21 protein-coding genes are annotated in these 22,612 nt (G+C 72.7%); 13 read left to right on the forward strand and 8 right to left on the reverse strand.

Annotation, left to right across the window (positions count from 1 at the left end; all coding sequences use genetic code 11):
- Positions 1–73 precede the first annotated feature (73 nt).
- A complete protein-coding gene (locus BA062_RS18555) occupies positions 74–1,081 on the forward strand; it encodes a GlxA family transcriptional regulator (protein WP_110338424.1) in 1,008 nt (335 codons plus the stop codon).
- Here BA062_RS18555 and BA062_RS18560 read toward each other — a convergent pair.
- Entirely contained in the window at positions 1,027–2,970 is a 1,944-nt protein-coding gene (locus BA062_RS18560) for an aconitate hydratase (protein ID WP_110338426.1), read from the reverse strand. The genes BA062_RS18555 and BA062_RS18560 overlap by 55 nt on opposite strands.
- Before the next feature lie 43 nt (positions 2,971–3,013).
- On the opposite strand from BA062_RS18560, the gene crcB (BA062_RS18565) reads away from it, so the two are divergent.
- From crcB (BA062_RS18565) to crcB (BA062_RS18575), 3 genes are read left to right on the forward strand one after another with little or no spacing between them, the layout of a single operon-like run.
- Positions 3,014–3,457: a fluoride efflux transporter CrcB gene (gene crcB / locus BA062_RS18565; RefSeq protein WP_110339026.1), complete on the forward strand. Its 444-nt coding sequence runs from the start codon at positions 3,014–3,016 to the stop codon at positions 3,455–3,457.
- Positions 3,457–3,798 carry a DUF190 domain-containing protein gene (locus BA062_RS18570; RefSeq protein WP_110338428.1) on the forward strand — a complete coding sequence of 114 codons (342 nt, stop codon included), beginning with the start codon at positions 3,457–3,459 and terminating at the stop codon, positions 3,796–3,798. The genes crcB (BA062_RS18565) and BA062_RS18570 overlap by 1 nt, the downstream gene beginning before the upstream one ends.
- Positions 3,795–4,169, forward strand: a complete 375-nt coding sequence (gene crcB, locus BA062_RS18575; protein WP_110338430.1) for a fluoride efflux transporter CrcB — start codon at positions 3,795–3,797, stop codon at positions 4,167–4,169. Before BA062_RS18570 ends, crcB (BA062_RS18575) begins: the two co-directional genes overlap by 4 nt.
- Here crcB (BA062_RS18575) and BA062_RS18580 read toward each other — a convergent pair.
- Positions 4,166–5,116: an LLM class F420-dependent oxidoreductase gene (locus BA062_RS18580; RefSeq protein WP_110338432.1), complete on the reverse strand. Its 951-nt coding sequence runs from the start codon at positions 5,114–5,116 to the stop codon at positions 4,166–4,168. The genes crcB (BA062_RS18575) and BA062_RS18580 overlap by 4 nt on opposite strands.
- Positions 5,113–7,191, reverse strand: coding sequence for a S9 family peptidase (locus BA062_RS18585; protein WP_110338434.1), 2,079 nt, complete (start codon positions 7,189–7,191; stop codon positions 5,113–5,115). The genes BA062_RS18580 and BA062_RS18585 overlap by 4 nt, the downstream gene beginning before the upstream one ends.
- A gap of 155 nt (positions 7,192–7,346) precedes the next feature.
- Here BA062_RS18585 and rocD point away from each other — a divergent pair, with 155 nt between their 5' ends.
- The gene (rocD, locus tag BA062_RS18590) at positions 7,347–8,579 is read left to right on the forward strand and encodes an ornithine--oxo-acid transaminase (RefSeq protein ID WP_110338436.1); all 1,233 of its coding nucleotides are present in this window, start codon (positions 7,347–7,349) and stop codon (positions 8,577–8,579) included.
- A 16-nt stretch (positions 8,580–8,595) separates the two neighbouring features.
- A complete protein-coding gene (locus BA062_RS18595; protein ID WP_110338438.1) occupies positions 8,596–9,972 on the forward strand; it encodes a DUF2252 domain-containing protein in 1,377 nt (458 codons plus the stop codon).
- A gap of 93 nt (positions 9,973–10,065) precedes the next feature.
- Here the strand turns inward: BA062_RS18595 and BA062_RS18600 are convergent, their stop codons facing one another.
- Both BA062_RS18600 and BA062_RS18605 read right to left on the reverse strand, forming a co-directional pair.
- Positions 10,066–11,250 (reverse strand): integrase core domain-containing protein, encoded by a 1,185-nt coding sequence (locus BA062_RS18600; protein ID WP_110338440.1) that lies wholly within the window; start codon positions 11,248–11,250, stop codon positions 10,066–10,068.
- Between the two features lie 175 nt (positions 11,251–11,425).
- Positions 11,426–12,280: an NAD(P)H-binding protein gene (locus tag BA062_RS18605; protein ID WP_110338442.1), complete on the reverse strand. Its 855-nt coding sequence runs from the start codon at positions 12,278–12,280 to the stop codon at positions 11,426–11,428.
- A 160-nt stretch (positions 12,281–12,440) separates the two neighbouring features.
- On the opposite strand from BA062_RS18605, the gene BA062_RS18610 reads away from it, so the two are divergent.
- Positions 12,441–13,037, forward strand: coding sequence for a TetR/AcrR family transcriptional regulator (locus BA062_RS18610; RefSeq protein WP_110339028.1), 597 nt, complete (start codon positions 12,441–12,443; stop codon positions 13,035–13,037).
- Positions 13,038–13,086: 49 nt separating this feature from the next.
- Here the strand turns inward: BA062_RS18610 and BA062_RS18615 are convergent, their stop codons facing one another.
- Positions 13,087–14,700 (reverse strand): ABC-F family ATP-binding cassette domain-containing protein, encoded by a 1,614-nt coding sequence (locus BA062_RS18615; RefSeq protein ID WP_210406927.1) that lies wholly within the window; start codon positions 14,698–14,700, stop codon positions 13,087–13,089.
- A 57-nt stretch (positions 14,701–14,757) separates the two neighbouring features.
- Here BA062_RS18615 and BA062_RS18620 point away from each other — a divergent pair, with 57 nt between their 5' ends.
- Positions 14,758–15,396, forward strand: coding sequence for a phosphatase PAP2 family protein (locus BA062_RS18620; protein WP_110338446.1), 639 nt, complete (start codon positions 14,758–14,760; stop codon positions 15,394–15,396).
- On the opposite strand, the gene zapE is transcribed toward BA062_RS18620, so the two are convergent.
- Positions 15,331–16,362 carry a cell division protein ZapE gene (gene zapE / locus BA062_RS18625; protein ID WP_110338448.1) on the reverse strand — a complete coding sequence of 344 codons (1,032 nt, stop codon included), beginning with the start codon at positions 16,360–16,362 and terminating at the stop codon, positions 15,331–15,333. The genes BA062_RS18620 and zapE overlap by 66 nt on opposite strands.
- 60 nt (positions 16,363–16,422) lie before the next feature.
- Between zapE and BA062_RS18630 the strand changes: the two genes are divergently transcribed.
- The 4 genes from BA062_RS18630 to BA062_RS18645 all read left to right on the forward strand — a co-directional run bounded on the left by BA062_RS18630 (position 16,423) and on the right by BA062_RS18645 (position 20,328).
- Positions 16,423–17,193 carry a pyrimidine reductase family protein gene (locus BA062_RS18630; protein ID WP_110338450.1) on the forward strand — a complete coding sequence of 257 codons (771 nt, stop codon included), beginning with the start codon at positions 16,423–16,425 and terminating at the stop codon, positions 17,191–17,193.
- Positions 17,194–17,285: 92 nt separating this feature from the next.
- Complete coding sequence (locus BA062_RS18635) at positions 17,286–17,603, forward strand: hypothetical protein (RefSeq protein ID WP_110338452.1); 318 nt, start codon at positions 17,286–17,288, stop codon at positions 17,601–17,603.
- 24 nt (positions 17,604–17,627) lie between these two features.
- A complete protein-coding gene (locus tag BA062_RS18640; protein WP_110338454.1) occupies positions 17,628–18,704 on the forward strand; it encodes an ATP-dependent DNA ligase in 1,077 nt (358 codons plus the stop codon).
- Between the two features lie 73 nt (positions 18,705–18,777).
- A complete protein-coding gene (locus BA062_RS18645; protein ID WP_245959893.1) occupies positions 18,778–20,328 on the forward strand; it encodes an alpha/beta hydrolase in 1,551 nt (516 codons plus the stop codon).
- 110 nt (positions 20,329–20,438) lie between these two features.
- Here BA062_RS18645 and BA062_RS18650 read toward each other — a convergent pair whose 3' ends face one another.
- Positions 20,439–21,278, reverse strand: coding sequence for an endonuclease/exonuclease/phosphatase family protein (locus BA062_RS18650; RefSeq protein ID WP_110339030.1), 840 nt, complete (start codon positions 21,276–21,278; stop codon positions 20,439–20,441).
- A gap of 57 nt (positions 21,279–21,335) precedes the next feature.
- On the opposite strand from BA062_RS18650, the gene BA062_RS18655 reads away from it, so the two are divergent.
- Positions 21,336–22,610, forward strand: coding sequence for an AMP-binding protein (locus BA062_RS18655; RefSeq protein WP_110339032.1), 1,275 nt, complete (start codon positions 21,336–21,338; stop codon positions 22,608–22,610).
- The last annotated feature ends 2 nt before the right edge of the window (positions 22,611–22,612 follow it).

A 22,612-nucleotide genomic window follows, 5' to 3' on the forward strand; every position in this document is an offset into this window, starting at 1 on the left:
GGGCCCGGCGAGCCGCGATGTCCGGATTCCTGCGAACCGTGTCCGTCGGCCAGGTGCTGCTAGCCTCCAGCGCATGAGGCGCGTGGTGATCATCGGTTACGAGGACGCCGCGCTGCTCGACATCGCCTGCCCCTCGGACGTCTTCGACGCGGTGAACCGGCTCGGGGTCACGCCCGGGTACGACATCCGCCTCGCCAGCATCGACGGCAAGCCCGTGCGCAGCACCTCCGGGCTGACGCTGGCGGTGCACGACCGGCTCGACCGCCTCTCCGGCCCGCTCGACACGCTCGTCGTCGCGGGCGGGCTCGGGCACGAGGCGGCCGCCGCCGACGTGCGCCTGACCACGCACCTGCGCAGGCTGGCCACCGCGTCCCGCAGGGTCACCTCGGTCTGCACGGGGTCCACGGTGCTCGCGGCCGCGGGGCTGCTGACCGGGCGGCGCGCGACCACCCACTGGTTCTGGGCTTCCCGGCTCGCCGACGGCTACCCCGGCGTGACCGTCGAACCCGCGCCGTTGTTCATCCGGGACGGCAACGTCTACACCTCGGCCGGTGTCACGAGTGCGCTCGACCTGGCGCTGGCACTGGTCGAGGAGGACCACGGGCCGGACATCGCCCGCGAGGTCGCCCGCCACCTGGTGACCTACCTCCAGCGGCCCGGCAACCAGGCGCAGGTCAGCATGTTCCTGACCGCAGCGCCGTCGCCTGCCCACCGGGTGGTGCACCAGGCGACCGCGCACATCGCCGCCTCGCTCGCCGCGGACCTGAGCACGCCCGCGCTCGCCGCCACCGTGGGCGTGAGCGAACGCCAGCTCACCCGCCTGTTCGCCGAGCACCTCGGGACCTCGCCGAGCCGCTACCTCCGCGCCATGCGCACCGAGGCCGCGGCGCAGCTGCTCACCGCCAGCGAGCTACCGCTGTCGGCCGTCGCCCGCCGGTGCGGGTTCGGCTCCACCGAAACACTCCGGCAGGCGTTCCTCGACCACTACGACACGGCACCGTCGGCGTACCGGCGCGCGCATCGCCGTCAGGACCGTGCCAGCAGCGGGATCCGCCCGCCCGCGAGCACCGCCTCCACCTGACGCTCCGAAAGCCGGTGGCGCAGGGCGTAGTTCTCACCCTTGGTCTCGTTGCGCACGGACAGCCCTGGGCCGCCGGGCAGCTGCTCGCGCAGGCCGTCGAGCACGATCGTGTCGCCCTGCTCCACACGGTCGTAGTCGGCGGGGTCGCGGAACTCGAGCGCGAGAATCCCGAAGTTCGCCAGGTTCTGCCAGTGGATCCGGGCGAAGGACTTCGCGATCACGGCCTTGAGCCCGAGGTGCCGGGGCGTGATGGCCGCGTGCTCGCGCGACGAGCCCTGCCCGTAGTTGTCGCCGCCCACCACCACGTGCCCTTCGGCCCTGCGGGCCCGCTCGGGGTAGGTCTCGTCGATCTGCGTGAACGTGAACTCCGCCAGCTTGGGCACGTTGGACCGGAACGGCAGCGCCCTCGCCCCCGCGGGCGAGATCTCGTCGGTCGACACGTTGTCGCCCACCTTCAGCAGCACGGGAGCCTCGATGCGCTCCGGCAGCGGCGGGAAGTCCGGCAGAGCCGAGATGTTGGGCCCCTTGACGAGCTTCTCCGTCGCGGCCTGCCCGGGCGGCAGCGGCGGCACCAGCATGTCGGTGTTCACCGACGCCCGCTCGGGCAGCCCCAGGTCCGGCCACTCCAGCCCCAGCGCGGCGGCCAGCTCCCTCGGGTCGGTGATGACGCCCGTCAGCGCCGACGCGGCCGCGGTCTCCGGCGAGCACAGCCACACCGCGTCCTCACGCGTGCCCGAGCGGCCGGGGAAGTTCCTTGGGAACGTCCGCAGTGAGTTGTGCCCGACGGCCGGTGCCTGGCCCATACCGATGCAGCCGAGGCAGCCCGCCTGGTGGATGCGCGCGCCCGCGGAGATCAGGTCGAACGTGTCGCCGCGTTTGGTGAGGTCGGCGAAGATCTCCCGCGACGACGGGTTGACGTCGAAACTCACGGCGGCGTCGGTCTGCCTGCCCCGCACCAGATGCGTGGCGATCGCGAAGTCGCGCAGGCCCGGGTTCGCCGACGAGCCGATCACGACCTGGCCCACCTCGATGCCCGCCACCTCCCGCACGGGCACCACGTTGTCCGGTGAGGACGGTCGCGCGATCAATGGCTCCAGTGTGGACAGTTCGATCTCGTCGGTGACGTCGTAGGCGGCGTCCGGATCGGCCACCAGCTCGGTGAAATCGTCCTCGCGGCCCTCGGCGCGCAGGAACGCGCGCACCGCGTCGTCGGAGGGGAACACCGTCGTGGTCGCCCCGAGCTCGGCGCCCATGTTGGCGATCACGTGCCGGTCCATCGCAGACAGCGTCGCCACGCCGGGGCCGTGGTACTCGATGATCCGATTCAGCCCGCCCTTGACGCCGTGGCGGCGCAACATCTCCAGCACCACGTCCTTCGCCGACACCCACGGCGGCAGCTCACCGGTCAGGCGCACGCCCCAGATCTCAGGCATCCGCAGGTACACCGGCTCCCCGGCGATCGCCAGTGCCGCCTCGAGTCCGCCGACTCCCATCGCGAGCATCCCCAGCGAGCCGGCCGCGCACGTGTGCGAATCGGAGCCGACCATGCTCTTTCCGGGCACGCCGAAACGCTGCATGTGCGTGGGGTGGGAGACACCGTTGCCCGGTTTGGAGAACCACAGCCCGTAGCGCCGGCACGCCGAGCGCAGGAACGCGTGGTCCTCGGCGTTCTTCTCATCGGCCTGCAACAGGTTGTGGTCGACGTACTGCACGCTCACCTCGGTGCGCGCCCGGTCGAGGCCGAGCGCCTCCAGCTCCTGCATCACGAGCGTGCCCGTGGCGTCCTGGGTGAGCGTCTGGTCGATCCGGAGCCCGATCTCCTCCCCCGGCACCATCTCGCCACTCACCAGGTGATCGGCGATGAGCTGCTGCGCGACGGTCTTCCCCATGGGCCAGGGCTACCCGCAGCGGCGCGTCGGCAATCATGGTGGGATGGCAGCCACGCACCGCGCCGACGTGCTGCTCGCGATCGCCGCGGGCGGCGCGCTCGGCAGCCTCGCCCGGTACGGGCTCGGGGTCGCGCTCCCCCACCCGCCCGGCGGGTTCGCCGTGTCGACCCTGCTGGTCAACGTGGCCGGCTGCCTGCTCATCGGCATGCTCATGGTCGTGATCACGCAGACCGCGCAGCCGCACCGCCTGCTGCGGCCCTTCGTCGGGGTGGGACTGCTGGGCGGCTTCACCACGTTCTCGACCTATGTCCTCGACGCCATCGAGTCCGTGCGGCACGGCAGACCCGGGATCGCCCTGCTCTACGCGGCGGGCTCGGTGGTGTGCTCGCTCGCCGCGGTGGCGGTGGGCATGCTGGTGACCCGGCGGCTCCTGCGGCGCACCGGCAGGCGCGGGCCCGTCCGGCAGAAACAGGCAGGAGGCGTCTGATGCGACTGTCCGGCCGCGCGCTGCGGCTCACCGTGTATCTGGGCGAGGACGACACGTGGCACCACCAGCCGCTGTATCACGAGATCGTGCGCAGGGCGCGGGACGCGGGCCTCGCCGGTGCGTCCGTGCTGCGCGGCATCGAGGGCTACGGGGCGAGCTCGCTGATCCACACGAGCCGGCTGCTGTCGCTGTCGGAGGACCTGCCGGTCGCCGTCGTGATCGTCGACGAGGAGGACCGCGTGCGGCGTTTCCTTCCGCAGCTCGACGAGCTGATCGAGGAGGGACTGGTGACCCTCGACGAGGTCGAGGTGGTTCGCTACACAGGCAGGCAGGCCCCATGACGGCCCTGTGGGTGATGCTGGGCGGCGCGGCCGGAGCCGTGCTGCGCTATCTCACCGACCGGCGGGTGCAGCGTGCCCACGACTCCGTGTTCCCGTGGGGCACGCTCACCGTCAACGTCGCCGGTTCGGGCGTGCTCGGCGTGCTGGCGGGCTGGGCGCTGTCCGGCGGGGAACCCGGTGCCGTGCAGGCGCTGGTCGGCACCGGACTCTGCGGCGCGCTCACCACGTTCTCCACGTTCGGCTACGAGACCGTGCGGCTGGTCACCGCCCGGGCCAGGCTCTACGCTGTCGCGAACGTGGCGATCACGGTTTTCGCCGGGTTCGGTGCGGCCGCGGCTGGGCTCGTGCTCGGCACCGCACTGTGGAGCTAACGCGGCGCGAGCGCCTCCACCTGCTCCAGCGGGTCACCGCCGGTGGGCAGCAGCGAGATCACCGGCGTGGTGAGCCCGTTGTCCACATAGGACTGCAGCGTCTCGCGGCACCGCTCGGGGCTGCCGTGCACGATCAGCTCGTCCACCACCTCGTCGGGAATCACCGCGTTGGCCTTCTTGCGGTCCCCGGCCGCCCACGCCTCGTGCATGGGCGCCAGCACCTCGCCCCGGCCCAGCCAGTCGTGGAACGCCCGGTACACCGGCACCGTGAGATAGCTGCTGATCAGCAGGCGGCCGAGCTTGCGCGCGGCGTCGGCGTCCTCGGTGGGACACACGAAGATCCGCGCCACCAGCTCCAGGTCGGGGCCCACCTCGGCACGCACCTTCGGCACGTCCGCGGGCGCGAACCAGTTCGTGATCGCGCCGTCGGCCTCGCGCGCCGCGAGCCGCAGCATGCCCGGACGCAGCGCGGCGAGCATGATCGGCGGCGCCGGGTCGGCGGGCCGTTCCAGGCGGAACCGGCTCACCGAGAACGTCGGATACTCCTCGGTCACCTTCTCCCCCGCCAGCGCCGCGCGCAGGAACCGCAGGGTGTCGCGCGTGCGGGCGTAGGGCTCGGTGAACGCGCCCGCGTTCCAGTTCTCCACGATCACCGGCGATGACGCGCCGATGCCGAGCACGAACTTCCCGGGCGCGCACTCGGCCAGCGTGGCCGCGCTCATCGCGATCACGCCGGGACCGCGCGTGTAGACCGGGACGATCGCCGTGCCCAGCCGCAGCCGCGGCGCCCACTGCGAAGCCAGCAGCAGCGGCGAGAACGCGTCGGTGCCCGCGGTCTCGGCCGACCACGCGTCGGTGTAGCCGAGGTCGGGCAGCCGCTCGATCAGCTCGCGATGCTGCGGCAGCGGCACCCCCGTCAGCGGAACGGTCAATCCCCAGCGCCTCATCGTGCCTCCAGCGCGTTCTTGATCCACTCGACCTGCGTGAGCATCAGGTTCTCCGCGACCTCCTCGGCCTGCGGCGTCATGTGCGTCGCGCCCGCCAGCGGGAGGAACGTGTGCGCCCTGCCCGCGGCCAGTAGCTCCGCGGACAGCCGCAGCGCGTGTGCGACGAACACGTTGTCGTCGGCAAGGCCGTGCACGATCAGCAGCGCGCGGCGCAGGTTCGGGGCGTCGGCCAGCAGCGAGTTGCGCTCGTAGCTCTCGGGCTCGTCCTGCGGGCGCCCGAGGTAGCGCTCGGTGTAGTGCGTGTCGTACAGGGACCAGTCGGTCACGGGGGCGCCCGCGACGGCAGCGTGGAACACGTCCGGCCTGCGCAGCACCGCGAGCGCGGAAAGGTAGCCGCCGTAGGACCAGCCCCGGATGGCGACCCGGCCGAGGTCCAGGTCGGGGTGGTCGGCCGCGACGGCGCGCAGCGCGTCGACCTGGTCGGCGAGCGTGACCTCGGCGAGCCTGCCCGCGATCTCCCGCTCCCACGCCGGCCCGCGTCCCGGCGTGCCGCGACCGTCGGCCACGAGTACGGCGAACCCCTGGTCGGCCAGCCACTGCGAGGTGAGAAACGCGTTGCGGCTCTGGAGCACGCGCTGGGCGTGCGGACCGCCGTACGGGTCGAGCAGCACCGGCAGCTTGGCGCTGCCCTGCTGGTACCCCGTCGGCAGCAGCAACGCCGCGCGCAGACCCCGCTCCCCCACGGTGAGCCACGTCAGGTTGGGCTCGATCCCGGGATCCACCGTGCGGGACGCCACCTTCGCGATCGGCTCGCCGTCCCGCAGCACCGAGACCTCCGGGCCGCTGTGGGTGAGGCTCCACGACGAGAGCACCGTGATCTCGGTGTTTCCCGCGCCGATGTGCACACCGTCCACGGTGGACAGACGACGGACGGAGCCGTTCTCCGTGCGGTAGACGTGGATCTGCGTCGGGTCGTCTTCGGAGGCGCTGAACAGCACCTCGCCGCCGACGTCGAGCACCGAGCGCACCTGCAGGCCCGGATCGGTCACGGGCTTGCCGTCGAGCAGCAGCCGGTAGGCGCCGTCGGCGGCGCTCACGTGCACGAGCCTGCCGTCGGTGGTCCAGGCGGGCACACCCGCGACGATCTCCACCCAGTCCGGGTCGCTCTCGGCGTGCACGAGGCTCGTCGAGCCGTCGGCCGGGTCGACGGCGTAGACCTCGAGGCGCTTCTGGTCGCGCGGCTGCACGGTGATCAGCGGCGCGCCGCCCGCCGACCAGTGCACGGCGACGAGGTACTCCCAGTCGCCGCGCTCGACGTCGACCCGGCTGCCGTCCAGGCCGAGAAACGACAGCGAGACCTCGACGTTGGTGGTGCCCGCGGCCGGGTAGGCGACCGTGTTGACGGGGGCGTCGGGGTGCACCGGGTCGGCGATGTGCCAGCGCGGCACGGCCGAGCGGTCGGTCCGCTCGACGAGCAGGGAACGCCCGTCGGGGGCCCACCAGTAGCCGCGGACGCGGCCCATCTCCTCGGCGGCGATGAACTCCGCGAGGCCCCACGCGATGTCCTCGCCCTCCTCGTCCACCAGCAGCCGATCGTCGCCCGTGCCGAGGTCGATGACGTGCAGGCGCCGGTCGGCGACGTAGGCGACGTGCGTGCCCGTGGGGTCGGGCCTCGGGTCGACCACCGCACCGTCGACGAGCACCCTGGTCTCGCCCGTGCGCAGGTCGGTGGTGTGGAGCCTGCCGGAGAGCGAGAAGGCGACGACGGTGAACGCCGCGTCGGCCGCGTAGCCGACGACGCCACCGGAGGTCTCCCTCGCCCGTTCCCGCCTCGCGCGCTCCTCGGGCGGCAGGTCCTCCTCACCGGGCAGCAGCTCCGCGGCGTCGACGATCTTGGCCTCGGCCGCCGAGCGCAGATCGAGCTGCCAGAGGCTGTTGCGCCGGTCGACGCCGGACTCGGCGCGCAGGAACAGCAGCCGGGAGCCGTCCGGAGAGACCCGGAACTCCTTCGGCGCGCCGAGGGTGAACCGCTGCGTCCGCGCCTGCGCGCGAAGGAACGAGAGATCGTCTGTCACGAGGCCCCACTCTTGCAGAAGGGGTCGCGGTCACGCCAACACCGGAGCGCGATGCAACGATTCGCGTGTCTCGGCGCCGATATGCGCAACGAACCGAACATTGTGAGACGTTTATGCGGCTGATGTCACCGCCTGGTTCGACCTAATCTGAACGTATGACGACCTTCGCCGACGGCACCACCAGCACCACGACCGCCGACCTGATCGCGCTCGACGAGCGGTGGAGCACCCACAACTACCACCCGCTGCCCGTCGTGATCGCCGAGGCGGAGGGCCCGTGGGTCACCGACGTCGACGGCAGGCGTTACCTCGACTTCCTCTCCGGCTACTCCGCGCTCAACTTCGGCCACCGCCACCCCGCGCTCGTGGCCGCCGCGATCGAGCAGCTCGGCCGGGTCACGCTCACCTCGCGCGCGTTCCACCACGACCAGCTGGGCCGCTTCTGCCAGGAGCTCGCCACGCTCACCGGCACCGAGAAGGTGCTGCCGATGAACTCCGGCGCCGAGGCGGTGGAGTCGGCGCTCAAGGTCGCGCGCAAGTGGGCCTACCGCGTCAAGGGCATCCCGGACGGCACCGCGGAGATCGTGGTGGCCGCGTCGAACTTCCACGGCCGCACCACCACGATCGTGTCGTTCTCCACCGACGAGACCGCCCGGGCGGACTTCGGCCCGTTCACGCCCGGCTTCGTCGTGGTGCCCTACGGCGACGAGGCCGCGCTGGCTGCCGCGATCACCGAGCGCACCGCGGCGGTGCTGCTGGAGCCCGTCCAGGGCGAGGCCGGCGTGATCGTGCCGCCGCCCGGCTACCTCGGGCGGGCGCGTGAGCTGTGCGACGAGGCGGGCGCCCTGCTGATCGCCGACGAGATCCAGTCCGGGCTCGCACGCACGGGACCGGTGCTCGCGCTCGACCACGAGGGCGTGCGCGCCGACCTCTACACGCTCGGCAAGGCGCTCGGCGGCGGCATCGTGCCGGTGTCGGCGGTCGCGGGCCGCGCTGACGTGCTCGGGGTGCTTCGGCCCGGCGAGCACGGCTCCACCTTCGGCGGCAACCCGCTCGCGTGCGCGGTGGGCAGGGCCGTGGTGCGGCTGCTGGAGACCGGCGAGTTCCAGGAGCGGGCGGCGACGCTCGGGGCGCACCTGCACGCGCGGCTCGGCGAGCTCGTGGGCCACGGCGTGAGCGAGGTGCGGGGACGAGGCCTGTGGGCCGGGGTCGACCTCGCTCCCGGCGGGCTCAGCGGGCGAGCGGCCTCGGAGGCCCTCATGGCCCGCGGCGTGCTGTGCAAGGAGACGCACGGCGCGACCCTGCGTGTCGCTCCCCCGCTCGTGATCAGCCGTGACGAGCTCGACCAGGGCATCGACGCGATCGAGACGGTCGTGCGGGTGCGCTGACCGGCAAGATGGGGACATGACCCGAAACGGGATCGACCTTCGCACCCCCGTGAGCTCCGAGGACGTCCTGGCCAGGGGCAAGGCGCTGCGCGACGCCGTGCCACCCGGCTCCCACGACCACGACCCCGTGAACCCGCGCAGGCCCGGCGTGCTCGCCTACGTCGAAGCGAGCAACGCCGGGCGGCTGCCGCGGCTGCTGCCGCTGCGCATCGGCCGGATGACCGCCTCGCCGTTCTCGTTCTTCCGCGGCGCGGCCGGGCTGATGGCCGCCGACCTGGCCGGCACCCCGGCGAGCGGGCTCACCGCGCAGCTGTGCGGCGACGCGCACGCCGCGAACTTCGGCCTGTACGGCACGCCGGACGGCGAGATCGTGATGGACATCAACGACTTCGACGAGACGGTGCCGGGGCCGTGGGAATGGGATCTCAAGCGCCTCGCGGCGAGCCTCGTGCTGGCGGGCCGGGAGGGCGGCGTGCCGGAGAAGCAGTGCCTGGAGTCCGCCGAGGACGTGGTGAAGTCCTACCGCCGCGTCGTGCGCGGGCTCGCGGAGCTGCCGTTCCTGCGGTCGTGGAACGCGCTGCCCGACGCGTCGGTGGTGGCCAGGGCGAAGGCCGACGAGCTGATCGACGACTTCGAGCGCGCCGCCGCCAAGGCCCGCAAGAACACGAGCGCGAAGGTCGCGGCGAAGGGTACGCAGGAGTACGAGCACGAGAGCGGGCTGCGGCGGCTGCGCTTCGTCGAGGACCCGCCCGTGCGGACGCGGGTCGGCGAGCGCACCGCCGAGGCCGTGATCGACGGGCTGGAATCCTATGTGGACACCCTGCGTGAGTCGCGGCGCGACCTGATCGCCCGCTACACGGTGTCCGATGTGGCCTTCCGGGTCGTCGGCACGGGCAGCGTCGGCTGGCGCTGTTACATCGCGCTGTTGCACGGCAACGGCGACGAGGTGCTCGTGCTGCAGCTCAAGGAGGCCCGTCCGTCCGCTTTGGAGGAATATCTGGACGTCGAGCCCGCCGGGCACGAGGGGCGCCGTATCGTGCACGGCGCCCGGCTCGTGCAGGCGGAGACCGACATCCTGCTGGGCTGGACGACGATCGAGGGCAGGCCGTTCATCGTGCGGCAGTTCCGGAATCTCAAGGGCGACATCGACCCGACCGGACTCAAGGGCGACCACCTCGACGACTACGGCAGGCTCGCGGGCGCGCTGCTGGCGCGGGCGCACGCGCGGTCGATCGACCCGAGACTGCTGGCGGGGTACTTCTCCGACGACGAGGACATGGACGAGGCGGTGGGCCGCTACGCCGTGCGCTACGCGGACCAGACGGAGGCCGACCACGCCGAACTGGTCGCCGCCGTCCGCGCAGGCAAACTGGAAGCGGAGCACGAGGACTGACCGTCCGCAGTGAAGGCCACCTTCACTGCGTTGAACGCAGTGTGTTGTCTCGGTAGATCTGTCGCAGGGTTGTCTCGGTTGTTGTGACACAGGTTAGGCGGCTGGGGTGAGTGTGCCCTGGTAGGTCTTGGTGTGGTCGAGGTGGATGTAGCCGATTGGGTCGCCGTTGCTGGTGTAGGCGGTGGCCCGGTCGTGGTCGGCGACGATGGTGATGGTCTGTGTGGCGTGGGCGGTGCCGACGCGGATGCGGTGGCGACGGCCGAGGTTGATGGTGCCTTGGGCGCTGACTTTGAGCTGGTGGATGGTGGCGTCGTCTTGGACGGGCAGGTGCTGGGGTCCGCCGAGGTGGGTGGCGGTGCTCCAGGTGTCGTGCGGGGTGCGGCGGCCCAGCGCGCTGTGGCGGCGGGTGTTGTAGTGCTCGCGGTAGGTGTCGAGCAGGGTCTGTAGCTCGGCCAGGGTTCTGGGCTGGGCGGGTTGGTGGGCGAGCCAGCGTTTGAGGGTCTGGTGGTGGCGTTCGACTTTGCCGCAGGTTTGCGGGTGATAGGGGCTGGAGTGGATGAGCCTGCTGCCCCAGCCGGTGACGGTGGTGGTGAACACTGAGGGCTTGGCGTTGAGGCGGTGCCGTGAGGTGAAGGCGGTTCCGTTGTCGGACAGCACGATCCCCGGTGCCCCGAACTCGGCGACGGCGGCGCTGATCGCGGCGACCGCGGCTGCGGCGGTCTCGGCCGGCGCGGCGTGGCAGGCCAGCAGCAGCCGGGTGCAGTCATCCAGCACCTCGAAGACCACCACCGTGGGGCCCCCGGCGAGGGTGATCTCGGTGGCGTCGATCTGGTAGCAGTCCCGCGGCCGGGCATAGGCGAAGCGGCGCAGGGATGCCTTGGGCCGTTTACGGGGATTGGTGTCCAGCAGACCGGCGCGGGCCAGGATCCGGTTGATCGTGGCCCGCGCGGGCACCCGCCAGCCCCGCTTGTCCCAGTCCTGCTCGACGGCCAGCACCTGCAGCGCGTCACCGATCGGGTCAGCGCCGTTGTCCGGGGCCAGCTCAGCGCGCAGCCGCACGATCTCGGCCACCACCGGTTCCGGCGTGGCCTGCGGGGAGGTCTTCGGCCGCCGGGACCGCTCCCGCCACTGCCCCTCGGCCAGGATCCGGGCACGGTGCCGATAAAACGTGCGCCGATCGACACCGTTGACCCGGCACCACTCCGACACGTTCTCCAGCTTCGGCTGGACCACCAACGTCGCGTCCATCAGCAGCATCTTCGCCCGCTTCCGCATCATGGTCAGCAACCACAACGCTGCTCAAGCGACAGACCCCGAAGATCACCCAACCCGGGTGTGTCACATGCCGAGAGACACAAACTGTGTCATATCAGCTGAGACTCAACACTGCGTTGAACGCAGTGAAGGTGGCCTTCACTGCAGTCCGGGACGCGAGCTGGGCAGTGGAGCAGCGTCAGGCGGCGAGGTGGGCTGCGAGCCGGTCAGCGGCGGTGCGGGGCTCGCGGCCGAGGAGTTCGGCCAGCAGAGGGCCGGCGTCGGCGAAGTAGCCCGCGCGGGCTGCCTGGTACCAGGTCAGCAAGAGCCGGGCCAACTGCTCCGGCACACCGATCGCGAGCTGGTCGGCGATCCACTGTTCGTCGTCCAGGAGGATGCGCTTGATGGTGCGACCGGTGAGAGCAGAAGCGATCCTGGTGAAATCGTCGAAGGTGACGGCGGCCGACGCGGTGAGGGTGACGGGACCATCGAAGGAGCGGTCACCGGCGAGGATGACCGCAATGGCCTCGGCGATGTCGGCACGGTCGGTGTACGGGACGGGGCCGTCTTCCGGCTGGGCGATCACGCCGGTCTGCTGCCACGGGCCGAGAACCTGATCGAGCGGGCCGTAGGCGCCGTTGCGCAATGCGGTCCAGTCGACTCCCGACTCGCCGAGCATCGCCTCGGTGGCGACGTGGATGTCCGACGGCCGGTATGGGTTGCCGGGGACGGCGCCCTGCTGGCTCGTGTAGAGGATCCGCCGGGCGCCCGCCTCGACCGCGGCTTCGATGGCATTGCGATGCAGGCCGACCATGTCGGCGGCCGGGTCGTTGCCGGACACGAGAAGGACCTGCCGGGCACCGGCGAATGAGTCACGCAGCGCGGCCGGGTCCTCGTAGGAGCCCTGCCGCACGCGCACGCCGCGGTCGGCGAAGTGCTGTGCCTTGCCGACGTCGCGGACACTGACACCGATCTGGCCGGCGGGCAGGCGCTTGAGGAGGTGCTCGACGATGGCGCCGCCCAGCCCACCGGTAGCGCCGGTGACAACGATCATGTTCTTGACCTTCCTGACTGCCCACGGTGTCCGTCTCGGTGGTGGGCGGAATCGTAAGTTGACCACTCAGGTCAAGTTCTCTGCTGTCGGCGATCGTAGGTAAGCTGACCCGACGAGTCAAATTGCGATGGGTGAGCGACAGGAAGAGACGGTGAGGGTCATGGCCGATGCGGCGTCTTCGGGATCCCGGCTGCGCGCCGACGCCCGGCGCAATGTCGAGCAGATCCGTTCCGCCGCGATCGGCGCCTTCCAGGGGCGGGGCCTGACGGTGCCGCTGGAGGAGGTCGCCAAGGCAGCAGGGGTGAGTAAGGCCACGATTTTCAATCGGTTCGGAGGCCGGATCGGCCTCATCGAGGCCGTCATCGAAGAGCTCGTCGCGAATGAGCTGTTCGCCGTCATCCGCCACACTCGGACCCTCGACGACATCGGCGAGCGGATCACGTACTACCTCACCGCGATCCGCGACCTCCAGTACCGCCAGCCCGCCGTCAACGACGTCCTGTTGCAGACATTTCCGCACTCCCAGCAGCTCATGGAGATCTGCCGGGCCGGAAACGAGGCCAACGAAGAGCTCATCGCCGCGGCGAGGGCCTCCGGTGCGCTGCGGCCGGAGTTCACGGCGGGCGACCTCCACGCACTCGTCGTCGACAACGCCCTCGCCCTCAAGCACGGCACGCGGCCTCCCCGGGACGACTACGACCGCCGCACCAGATACCTCCTGGACGGAATCCGCGGGCACTCGTCCGCTTCTGGCTGACGATGACAGCGTCCCTGCGCTGGCGTCCCGCGTCACCGCAGGAAACGCGCTAGCCCACGGAGACGCTCGCGACCTCGGCGACAGTGCCGTCCTGCTCGAAGCGCAGGAACCGGTCGAAGGACCCGGCGAACCAGCGGTCGTGGGTCACCGCCACCACCGTGCCCGTGTACTCCTCCAGCGCCTGCTGCAACGCCTCCGCCGACACGAGGTCGAGGTTGTCGGTCGGCTCGTCGAGCAGCAGCAGCGTCGCCCCCGACAGCTCCAGCAGCAGCACCTGGAACCGCGCCTGCTGGCCGCCGGAGAGCGTCTCGAACCGCTGCTCGGCCGACGCGGCGAGGCCGTAGCGGCTCAGCGCCGCCGTAGCCGTGCCACGGTCCATGCCCTGACGCCCGCCCTCGCCGCGATGCAGCACGTCGAGCAGCGTGCGGCCCTCCCATTCGGGATGCTGGTGGGTCTGCGCGAACAACCCGGGCACCACCCGGGCACCGAGCCGGTACGTGCCAGCGTGCCGCACGGGGTCCCCCGCCAGCAGGCGCAGGAAGTGGCTCTTGCCGGAGCCGTTCGCACCCAGCACGCACACCCGGTCGCCGAAGAACACCTCCAGGTCGAACGGCGCCATGAGCCCCGTCAGCTCCAGCGACTCGCACGTGATGGCCCTGATGCCGGTTCGCCCGCCGCGCAGCCTCGGCTTGACGCGCTGCTCCTTCGGCGGCAGCGGCGGCGCGCCCTCCTCCTCGAACCTGCGCAGGCGCGTCTGTGCCGCCTTGTAGCGGCCGGCCATGACGTCGCTCATCGTCGCGGCGCGCTGCAGCGAGCGCACCAGCTCCCTGAGCTGCTCGTGCTTCTCGTCCCAGCGCCTGCGCAGCTCGGCCATCCGCTCGGCCCTCGCGAGCCGCGCCTCGTGCCAGTCACGGAACCCGCCGCCGTGCACCCAGGCCGTGCCGCCCTCGACGGTGACGATATGCGTGGCCGCGCGGGCGAGCAGCTCCCGGTCGTGGCTGACCAGGAGCACGGCCTTGCCGGTGTCGATGAGCCGCTCCTCGAGCCAGCGCTTCCCGGGCACGTCGAGGTAGTTGTCCGGCTCGTCGAGCAGCAGCACCTGCTCGGGCCCGCGCAGCAATGCCTCCAGCACCAGCCGTTTCTGCTCGCCGCCGGAGAGCGTGCGGACCTCCCGGAACCTGGCGATGTCGAACGGCGCGCCGAGCGCGGCGACCGTCACCGTGTCCCACAGGACCTCGGCCTGGTAGCCACCGGCCTCGCCCCACGCCGTGAGCGCGTCGGCGTAGCGCAGCTGGGTCTTCTCGTCATCGGCGCGGTCGTCGTCCATGAGCGCGAGCTCGGCCGCGTCGAGGCTCGCGGCCGCGTCCCTCACCGCGCGCGGGGCCACGGCCAGCAGGAGGTCCCGCACCGTGCGGTCGTCGCGGACCGAACCGATGAACTGCGGCATGACAGCGAGCCCGCCCTGCGCCGTCGCACCACCCGCGCGTGGCGGCAGCTCCGCGGCGAGGATCCGCAGCAGGGTGGTCTTGCCCGCCCCGTTGTCGCCGACGAGCGCCACGACGTCACCGGCCCCCACCCGGAACGACACGTCGCGGAACAGTTCCCTGCCGTTGTCAAGGCGGTACGCCAGCCCGCTCGCCTCCAGAAATCCCACGCGTCGCATCGTCGCCGATCGCCCCGCGCGCCCGCGACCGAAATTCCACGCGCCGCGTCGGGCAGCATGGACGCCGTGCCTCCCCGTCACGTCCCGCTGCTCGCCGCCGCCTGCGCGGTGTTCACGCTCGTGCTCGGCCTGCCCTTCGCCGGGGAGCGCTCGCCGGGGGCGTTCGACGCCGCCGTCGAGCGGGGCGTGGAGTCCGCGTTCGGCCACGGCCTGCTGACCGCGTTCGTGCTGCCGAGCGAGTTCCCCGTGGTGCTCACGGCGCTCGCCGTTCTGGCGGCCGTCGCGGCGGTCCGCGGGCGCTGGGGCCTGGTGGCGCTCGTGGTGGCCGCGCCCACGGTGGCGATCTCGGTCAACACGTGGATGCTCAAACCCGCGTTCGGCCGCTACTACGACGACCACCTGGCCTACCCGAGCGGGCACACGGTCAGCCTGGTGACGGTCCTGACCCTGCTGGCACTGCTCGCGGCGCCCGGTGCCCGCCGGCTCGCGGCGGTCGTCGTGGGCGCGCTGCTCACCGCGCTCGCCGGGACCGGCATGGTCGGCCTCGGGTACCACTACCTCACCGACGTGGCCGGCGGCGCGGCGTTCGCCGTCGCGGTGACGCTCGGGCTCGCCTCGGCCGGAGCCGCCTCAGCCCGACACCGGCGACGTCGCGGCGTCGCGAGCGAGCGCCGTGAGCCTGCTGACGGCGCGTAGGTACTTCTTGCGGTAGCCGCCCGCGAGCATCTCCTCGGGGAACAGCCCGCCGAGCGACTCGCCGGACACGAGCACGGGGACCGCCCGGTCGTAGAGCCGGTCGGCGAAGGCCACGAGCCGCAGCGCGATCGACTGGTCGTCGGCAGGGCGCACGCCGCGCAGGTGCACGGCGGAGACGCCGTCGACGAGCCTGCCGTAGCGGGAGGGGTGCAGCCGCGCGAGGTGGTCGCACAGCGCGTCGAAGTCGTCGAGTGTCGAGCCGGGCCGTGCCTCGGCCGACGCGATCAGCTCCTCGTCGGCGAGCGGCTCGGGCGGATCGGGCAGCCCCCGGTGCCGGTAGTCGGGGCCGTCCACCCGCACCACGCCGAACTTGGCCGACAGCGCCTGGATCTCCCGCAGGAAGTCCTCCGCGGCGAACCGGCCCTCCCCGAGCTTGTCGGGCAGCGTGTTGGACGTCGCCGCCACGTACACACCGGCCTCGGTCAGCTCGCGCAGGAGCCGGTTGACCAGCATCGTGTCGCCCGGGTCGTCGAGCTCGAACTCGTCGATCGCGAGCAGCCGGTGCTCCGAGAGCCGCCGCACCGCCTCCGCGAACCCGAGCGCGCCCACCACGTGCGTCAGCTCCACGAACGTGCCGTAGGACTTGGGGCCGGGCACGGCGTGCCAGATGGAGGCCAGCAGGTGGGTCTTGCCGACGCCGAAGCCGCCGTCGAGGTAGAGCCCCGGCTTGCCCGGCTCGGGCTTCTTGCCGAACAACGACCGCCAGCCTGCCTTCGGCCGGTCCTCACCGACGCGCCGCGCGAACGCCGAGCATGACTCCACCGCGGCGGCCTGGCTGGGCTCGCCGGGGTTGGGCACGTAGGTCGAGAAGCGGACGCCGTCGAACCGAGGCGGCGGCACGAGCGTGGTGATCAGCTCGTCGGCGCCGATCTCGGGCTGGCGTTCGGTGAGCTTCCCGGCAGGCATGAGAGCCAGGTTAACCGCCCCGGATGGCCTGGCCCCGTTCACCGTGCTGGGATGTGATTCGTGCACCAGTTGTGGCCCGTACCAGCCGACCCGACCTCGTCCGGCCCGCTGACCGACGCGGACCTGGAACGCCTCTACGCCTATCCAGAGGGGCTGACCAGGCCGTGGGTGCAGGCCAACTTCGTGTCCTCCGCCGACGGCGCCGTGACCGTGTCCGACCGCTCCGAGGGCCTGTCCCACCCCGCCGACAAGCGGATCTTCGCGCTCGGCCGCGACCTCGCCGACGTGGTGCTGGTGGGCGCGGGCACCGTCAAGGCGGAGAACTACCGCGGCGCGCGAGCCGGGGAGCAGCGCGTCGCGCGCAGGCGGCGGCTCGGCCTCGCCGACGTGCCGCCCATCGCCGTGGTCACCGGACGCTGCACGATCGAGCCTGGCGACCTGATCGTCACCGACACGACCGTGCCGCCGATCATCCTCACCACCGAGGCCGCGCCCGCCGACCGCAGGGCCGCGCTCGCCGACGCCGGGGCGGAGGTCGTGGTCGCCGGGGAACACGGCGTGGACGTCAAGGCCGCGCTGGACGTGCTGGCCGCGCGCGGGCTCTACCGCGTCAACTGCGAGGGCGGGCCGCACCTGTTCGCCACACTCGTCGCCGAGGACCTCGTGGACCAGCTGTGCCTCACGCTCGCACCGCTGCTGGCCGGTGCGGGCGCGGACCGCATCGTGACCGGGCGCGCGAGCGACGTGCCGCGCCGGATGGAGCTCGCCTCGTTACTCCACGAGGACGGGTTCACGATGCTCCGTTACCGCCGGGTCACCGGCGAGCACTGACCCGTTCGGGCGATCCCGGGCGCGCCGGGGCCCCCGCGAGCGAGCTCGCGGGGTTCCATCTCGGAACGGCCCCGGCGAAGGGAGAGGCGCACATGACCACGGTCGCGGAGCTCGCGCACCGGATCGCGCACGCGGTGAGCGCCGATCCGGCCGTGGCCCGGCTCGACGCGGGATCGCTCGGCCTCGTCGCCACGTACGTACCCGGCGGGAAGGTGGCGGGCGTGCGCGTGGCCAGCCCCACCGGCCCGGTGGTGCTCGGTGTGGTGCTGTACCTGGACCGGCCGCTGCCCGAGGTGACGGCCCGGCTGCGCGAGCTGGTGCGCTCCGTCGCCGGGGACATGGCGGTGAACGTGGAGGTCGCCGGCGTCGTCTCCACTGTGGACGATGCGGGCGAGTTGCCGCCGCGCTGAGCCGGAACCGCGTACGGTGAGCACATGCCCCTGCCGGTGACACCGCCCGTCAAACCCATGCTCGCCAAGGCGGCCAAGCGGATCCCGGACTCCGCGGAGCTGTTGTTCGAGCCGAAGTGGGACGGCTTCCGCTGCCTCGTCTTCCGCGACGGCGGCGAGCTGACCCTCCAGTCGCGCTCGCTCAAACCGCTGAACCGGTACTTCCCCGAGGTGCTCGCCGAGCTGGCCGAGACTCTGCCCGACCGCGTCGTGCTCGACGGCGAGCTCGTGGTCGGCCGCGGCGGCAGGCTCGACTTCGACGCGCTCACCGAGCGGATCCACCCCGCGGCCAGCCGCATCAACCTCCTCGCCGAGCAGACCCCGGCGAGCTTCATCGCCTTCGACGTGCTCGCGATCGGCGACCGTGCGTTGCTGGAGGAGCCGACGAGCGCGCGCAGGCAGGCGCTGACGGAGCTGGCGGGCGAGGACATCCGGCGCACCCCCGCGACCACCGACCCCGCCACGGCGCGGCACTGGTTCGAGCTGTTCGAGGGCGCCGGGCTCGACGGCGTGATCGGCAAGCCGCTCGCCGAGCCGTACGTGCCCGGCAAGCGCTCGATGGTCAAGTACAAGCACTCCCGCACGGCCGACTGCGTCGTCGCGGGGCTGCGCTGGCACGTCGACACCGCACCCGGCGAGTCGGTGGGCTCGCTGTTGCTGGGGCTGCACGACGACGCGGGCGTACTGCATCACGTCGGCGTGGTCGGCGCGTTCCCCGCGCAGCGGCGCAAGGAACTGGCGGCCGAGCTGACACCGCTGATCACCGAGGGCCCGCACCCGTGGCTCGGCGACGCGGTGGTGGAGCACCAGCGCCTGCCCGGCGGGGTCAACCGCTGGCGCCCGAACGAGCAGCCGTGGGTGCCGTTGCGGCCCGAGCGCGTGGTCGAGGTCGGCTACGAGCACACCGAGGGCGGCCACCCCGCGCGGTTCCGGCACACCGCCCAGTTCGCGCGCTGGCGGCCCGACCGCGACGCCGCGTCGTGCGACTACGCCCAGCTCGACGAACCGGCGCGCTACGACCTCGACGCCGTCTTCCACGGCGAGGTCAGGCGAACCCGCTAACGTCCCCCTCACCGCCCGCATGCGAGGGTTGACCGTCGCAGGGCTCCAGCCAGGGGAAGTGAGGACCGAACCAGTGCCGCGCCGTGGTCGTGCCCGTCGTCTGACCGTCGCGCTGGCCGGGGGACTGATCCTCGCCGGGTGCACGGCGGGGCCGTCCACGCGGCCCGCGGTGGTCGAGAACGACGGCCCGCCGCCCTCCGAGCAGCCGACCACACCGCGGCAGGCTCCGTTGCCGGATCTGGAGGAACCCGGAGCGAGCGACATCGCGTGGTCCGACTGCGGCGAGGAGACGCGTGCCCGGCTCGGCGGCCGGCAGGTGCCCGGCACGCTGGACTTCTCGTGCGCGCGCATCACGACGACCCTCGACGCGCCCGACCTGCCCCGCCGCGGCATCACGCGGATGGCGCTGCTGAAGGTCGGCACGGGACCCATCCCGCTCGCGGTGGTCAACGACGTCGACGGCGAGCCAGGAACCCTCTACGCCGCCCGGCTCGCCGCGCAGTTGCCCGACGCGTTGCTGCGGAAGTTCCATCTCATCGGCATCGACCGCAGGGGCACCGGCGACTCCGACGCGGTGCGCTGCATCCCCAGCGAGGTGCGCGCCGCCCTGCTCGGCCACGACCCGGCGCAGGGCGTCGAGCCCGCGCTGGACGCTGCCCGCACCGCGGGCCAGCAGTGCGCCATCAACCTGGAGGACGAGCAGAGCGCGCTCGACAGCTGGCGCGCGGCGGGCGATCTCGACGAGCTGCGCCAGCAGCTGGGCCTCGACCGGCTCAGCGCGCTCGGGCACGGCGAGGGCTCGAAGGTCGTCGCGATCTACGGAGCGCGCTACCCGGACCGGGTCGGCCGGGTGGTGCTCGACGGGGTGCCCGACCCCTCGGCCGATCTCGCCGCGGTGCTCGACGGCGTCGCGGGCGGAGCCGAGGCGACGCTCGACGCCTTCGCCGAGGACTGCGCGAGCCGGGGCTGCCCGCTCGGGGGCGACGCACGCGGCGCCGTGACATCGCTCGCCGACGAGCTCGCCGGTGCTCCGCTGGTGACCGGCAGCGGTGTGACGCTCGGCCGGGCGCTGGCCCTGCGGGCGGTGCTCACGGGGCTCGCCGACCGGGAGCGCTGGCCCAAGCTCGCCGACGCCGTCGCCGCGGCCAAGGGCGGGGACGGGGGCCCGCTGACGGCGTTCGTCGAGCCGTACCTGCTGGAGAGCGACGTCGCCGCGGCCCGGCTCGACGGCGCGCTCGCCACACTCTGCAACGACACCTCGACCCGGCTGCCCGCCGACCAGCTGGCCCGGGTCACCGGGGAGCTCGGCACGAAGCACCCGGTGTTCGGCGCGCTGGTGGCACAGGAGCTCACGTGGTGCAGCCCGTGGCCCAGCCGCCGCGAGGCGCTGCCCGAGATCGGTGCCGACGGCGCCCCGCCGATGGTCGTGGTGAGCACCGCGACCGACCCGGTGACGCCCGAGCAGGGCACGATCCGCGCGGCGGAGCAGATCCCGAGCGCGGTGCGGATCGCGTGGCAGGGCGCGGGCCACGGCGCACTCGGCTCGCCGTGCGTGGCCGAGGCCGTGCGCGCGTTCCTCGCCGACGGCAAGGTGCCGAGGGACGGCACCCTCTGCCCGGCCTGACCACCCACCCAGCCGCTGAGCCACGCGCAGTGAAGGTGGCCTTCACTGCACTGCGGACGGGCTGGCGCAGGCATGGTGGCCTTCACTGCGGGCGGGTGGGCTCAGTGCGGTCAGGCCGGCTCGGTCAGCTCCACCAGCACAGGGCGGTGGTCGGAGGCCTCCGTCGCCGGAACCGAGGCGTGCGTGGCGCGCAGCGGGCCGGAGAAGGTCACGTAGTCGATCCGGGACGTCGGCTCCGGCGCCGGGTGGGTGTGACCCTCCCCCGTGCCCGGCGCGGCCCGCCACGCGTCGGTGACGCGGGCGAACAGCGGCGCCAGCTCGGGGGCGTCCGGCTCCGCGTTGAGGTCGCCCGTCAGCACCTGCCGCGTCCCCGGGGGCGCCCGGTCGAGGACGGCGACCATCTCGCGCACCTGGGCCGCCCGCACCGCGGGATCGGGCCGGTGGTCGAGGTGGGTGGTGTAGACGTGCACGGGCTCACCACGCACCGACACCACCACCTCGGCGAAGCCGGGCGCGAGCTCCGGCACCGGATCCGGCTCGACGGTGGACAGGCGGGTGAGCGAATGGTTCGCGGCGGCCACGATCGGATGCCTGCTGAGCACCGCCACGCCATAGCGGCGCCGCTGCTCGTGCCCCCGCTCCGGCTCCAGGTCGTAGATCGGCGCGAAGTACACGCGCAGGCCGGTGAGCCGCGCCAGCTCGCGGGCCTCGTCGGCGTAGCCGCTGCGGGCCGACCAGTGCACGTCCACCTCCTGCAGGCCCACCACGTCGGCCCCGGTCGCCCGGATGGCCTCGGCGGTCCTCGCCAGGTCGAACGTGCCGTCCGCGCCGATGCCCGCGTGCACGTTGAAGCTCAGCACCCGCAGCGCCGGGTCCTGGCGCGCGCCCGCAATGGGGGCCGCGAGCAATACCACGGCCAGTGCGATGACGATCATGCGGCGGCCTCGCATGGCGATCAACTTACTGCCACTTGACGCGGACCGTGGGGGATGTTTCGCTGGCCCGCGGTGAATCTTCTGTCGTTGCTCGCTGGCCTGACCAAGCGCGACCCGCACGCACTCATCGCGATCGACGCCGATCCCGGACAGCCCGTTCACGTGAGCCGCTCCGAGCTGTGGCGGCGCACGCTACAGCTGCGCGCCGATCTCGCGACGGCGGGCGTCGGCCGTGGTGACGGCGTGGTCGCGTGGCTGCCCAATTGGTCCGATGTCCTGGACTGGCACATCGCGGCCGCGTCGCTCGGCGCCCACGTCGTAGGCCTCGACCCGCGCACCGAGCCGGACGCCGCGGCGTCGGTGCTGGGCCGGGCGAGGCCGAGGGTCGTCGCGCTCCCTGCGGGCGAGGACGGCGACGGGCTGGTCGCGGCGCTGCGCGAGGCCGTCGCGGCCGCGGAAGCGCCCGTGCCCGCGGTGGCCGTGATCGCGGGCCCGAACGGGAGGGCGCCCATCGACCCCTCGCCGTGGGACGTCGGCGGCGGGGCGTGGCTGCCGAGCGCGACGACGGCGGGCATGCCGATGCCGAAGACCAGTGGCGACGAGCTGGCCGTGGCGTTCGCGCCGGGGCTCGCCGCCCACCGCGAGTCGGCGATCGTGCGGCACTCCCTCGCCGTGGCCGAGGCGCTCGGCATCCGCGACAACGACCTGATGGCGTGCACGAGACCGCTGACGGGCGTGCCCGGCTTCTGCTTCGCCTTCGCCGCGCTCGCGGGCGGTGCCGGCTGCCTGCTGGAGCCGGGCTGCGACGAGGACACGCTGCTCGACGACATGGCCCGCTTCGGGGCCACCCAGCTCGTCGCCGACGACGGCACCGCGCGGCGGCTCGCCGACGCGTGGCATCGCAGGCATCGCGCACTGCCGACGTGGCGCTGGCTGGGCGTGCTCGGGGCGACGGGTGGTGACCCGGAGGCCGCCGGCTGGGCTGAGAAGGAGCTCGGCGTCGTCAGCACCGGCGTCTACGGTTCCGCGGACGTGCTCGTGCCCCCGGCGCTCTGGCCGGGTGACGCACCCGCGCCGGCGCGGTGGCACGCGGGCGGCAGGCCGGTGTCGCCGGAGGTCGAGGTCCGCGTGACCGACCCGGTGTCGGGGCGGCCGCTGCCCGGCGGCGAGCAGGGTGAGCTGCAGTTCCGCGGCTACGGCGTCGCCGACGCCTACCTCGGGCATCCGGAGCACGGGCCGCCACGGCTCACCGGCGACGGCTGGTTCGCGACCGGCGACCTCGGCGTGCTCACCGGTGACGGCGCGTTCCGGTGCCTTGGCCGGGTGAACGACCACCAGGGCACCTGAGG

Origin of the sequence: Prauserella flavalba (assembly GCF_003202235.1) — a bacterium.
In the GTDB taxonomy this organism is placed as follows: Bacteria; Actinomycetota; Actinomycetes; order Mycobacteriales; family Pseudonocardiaceae; genus Prauserella_A; species Prauserella_A flavalba.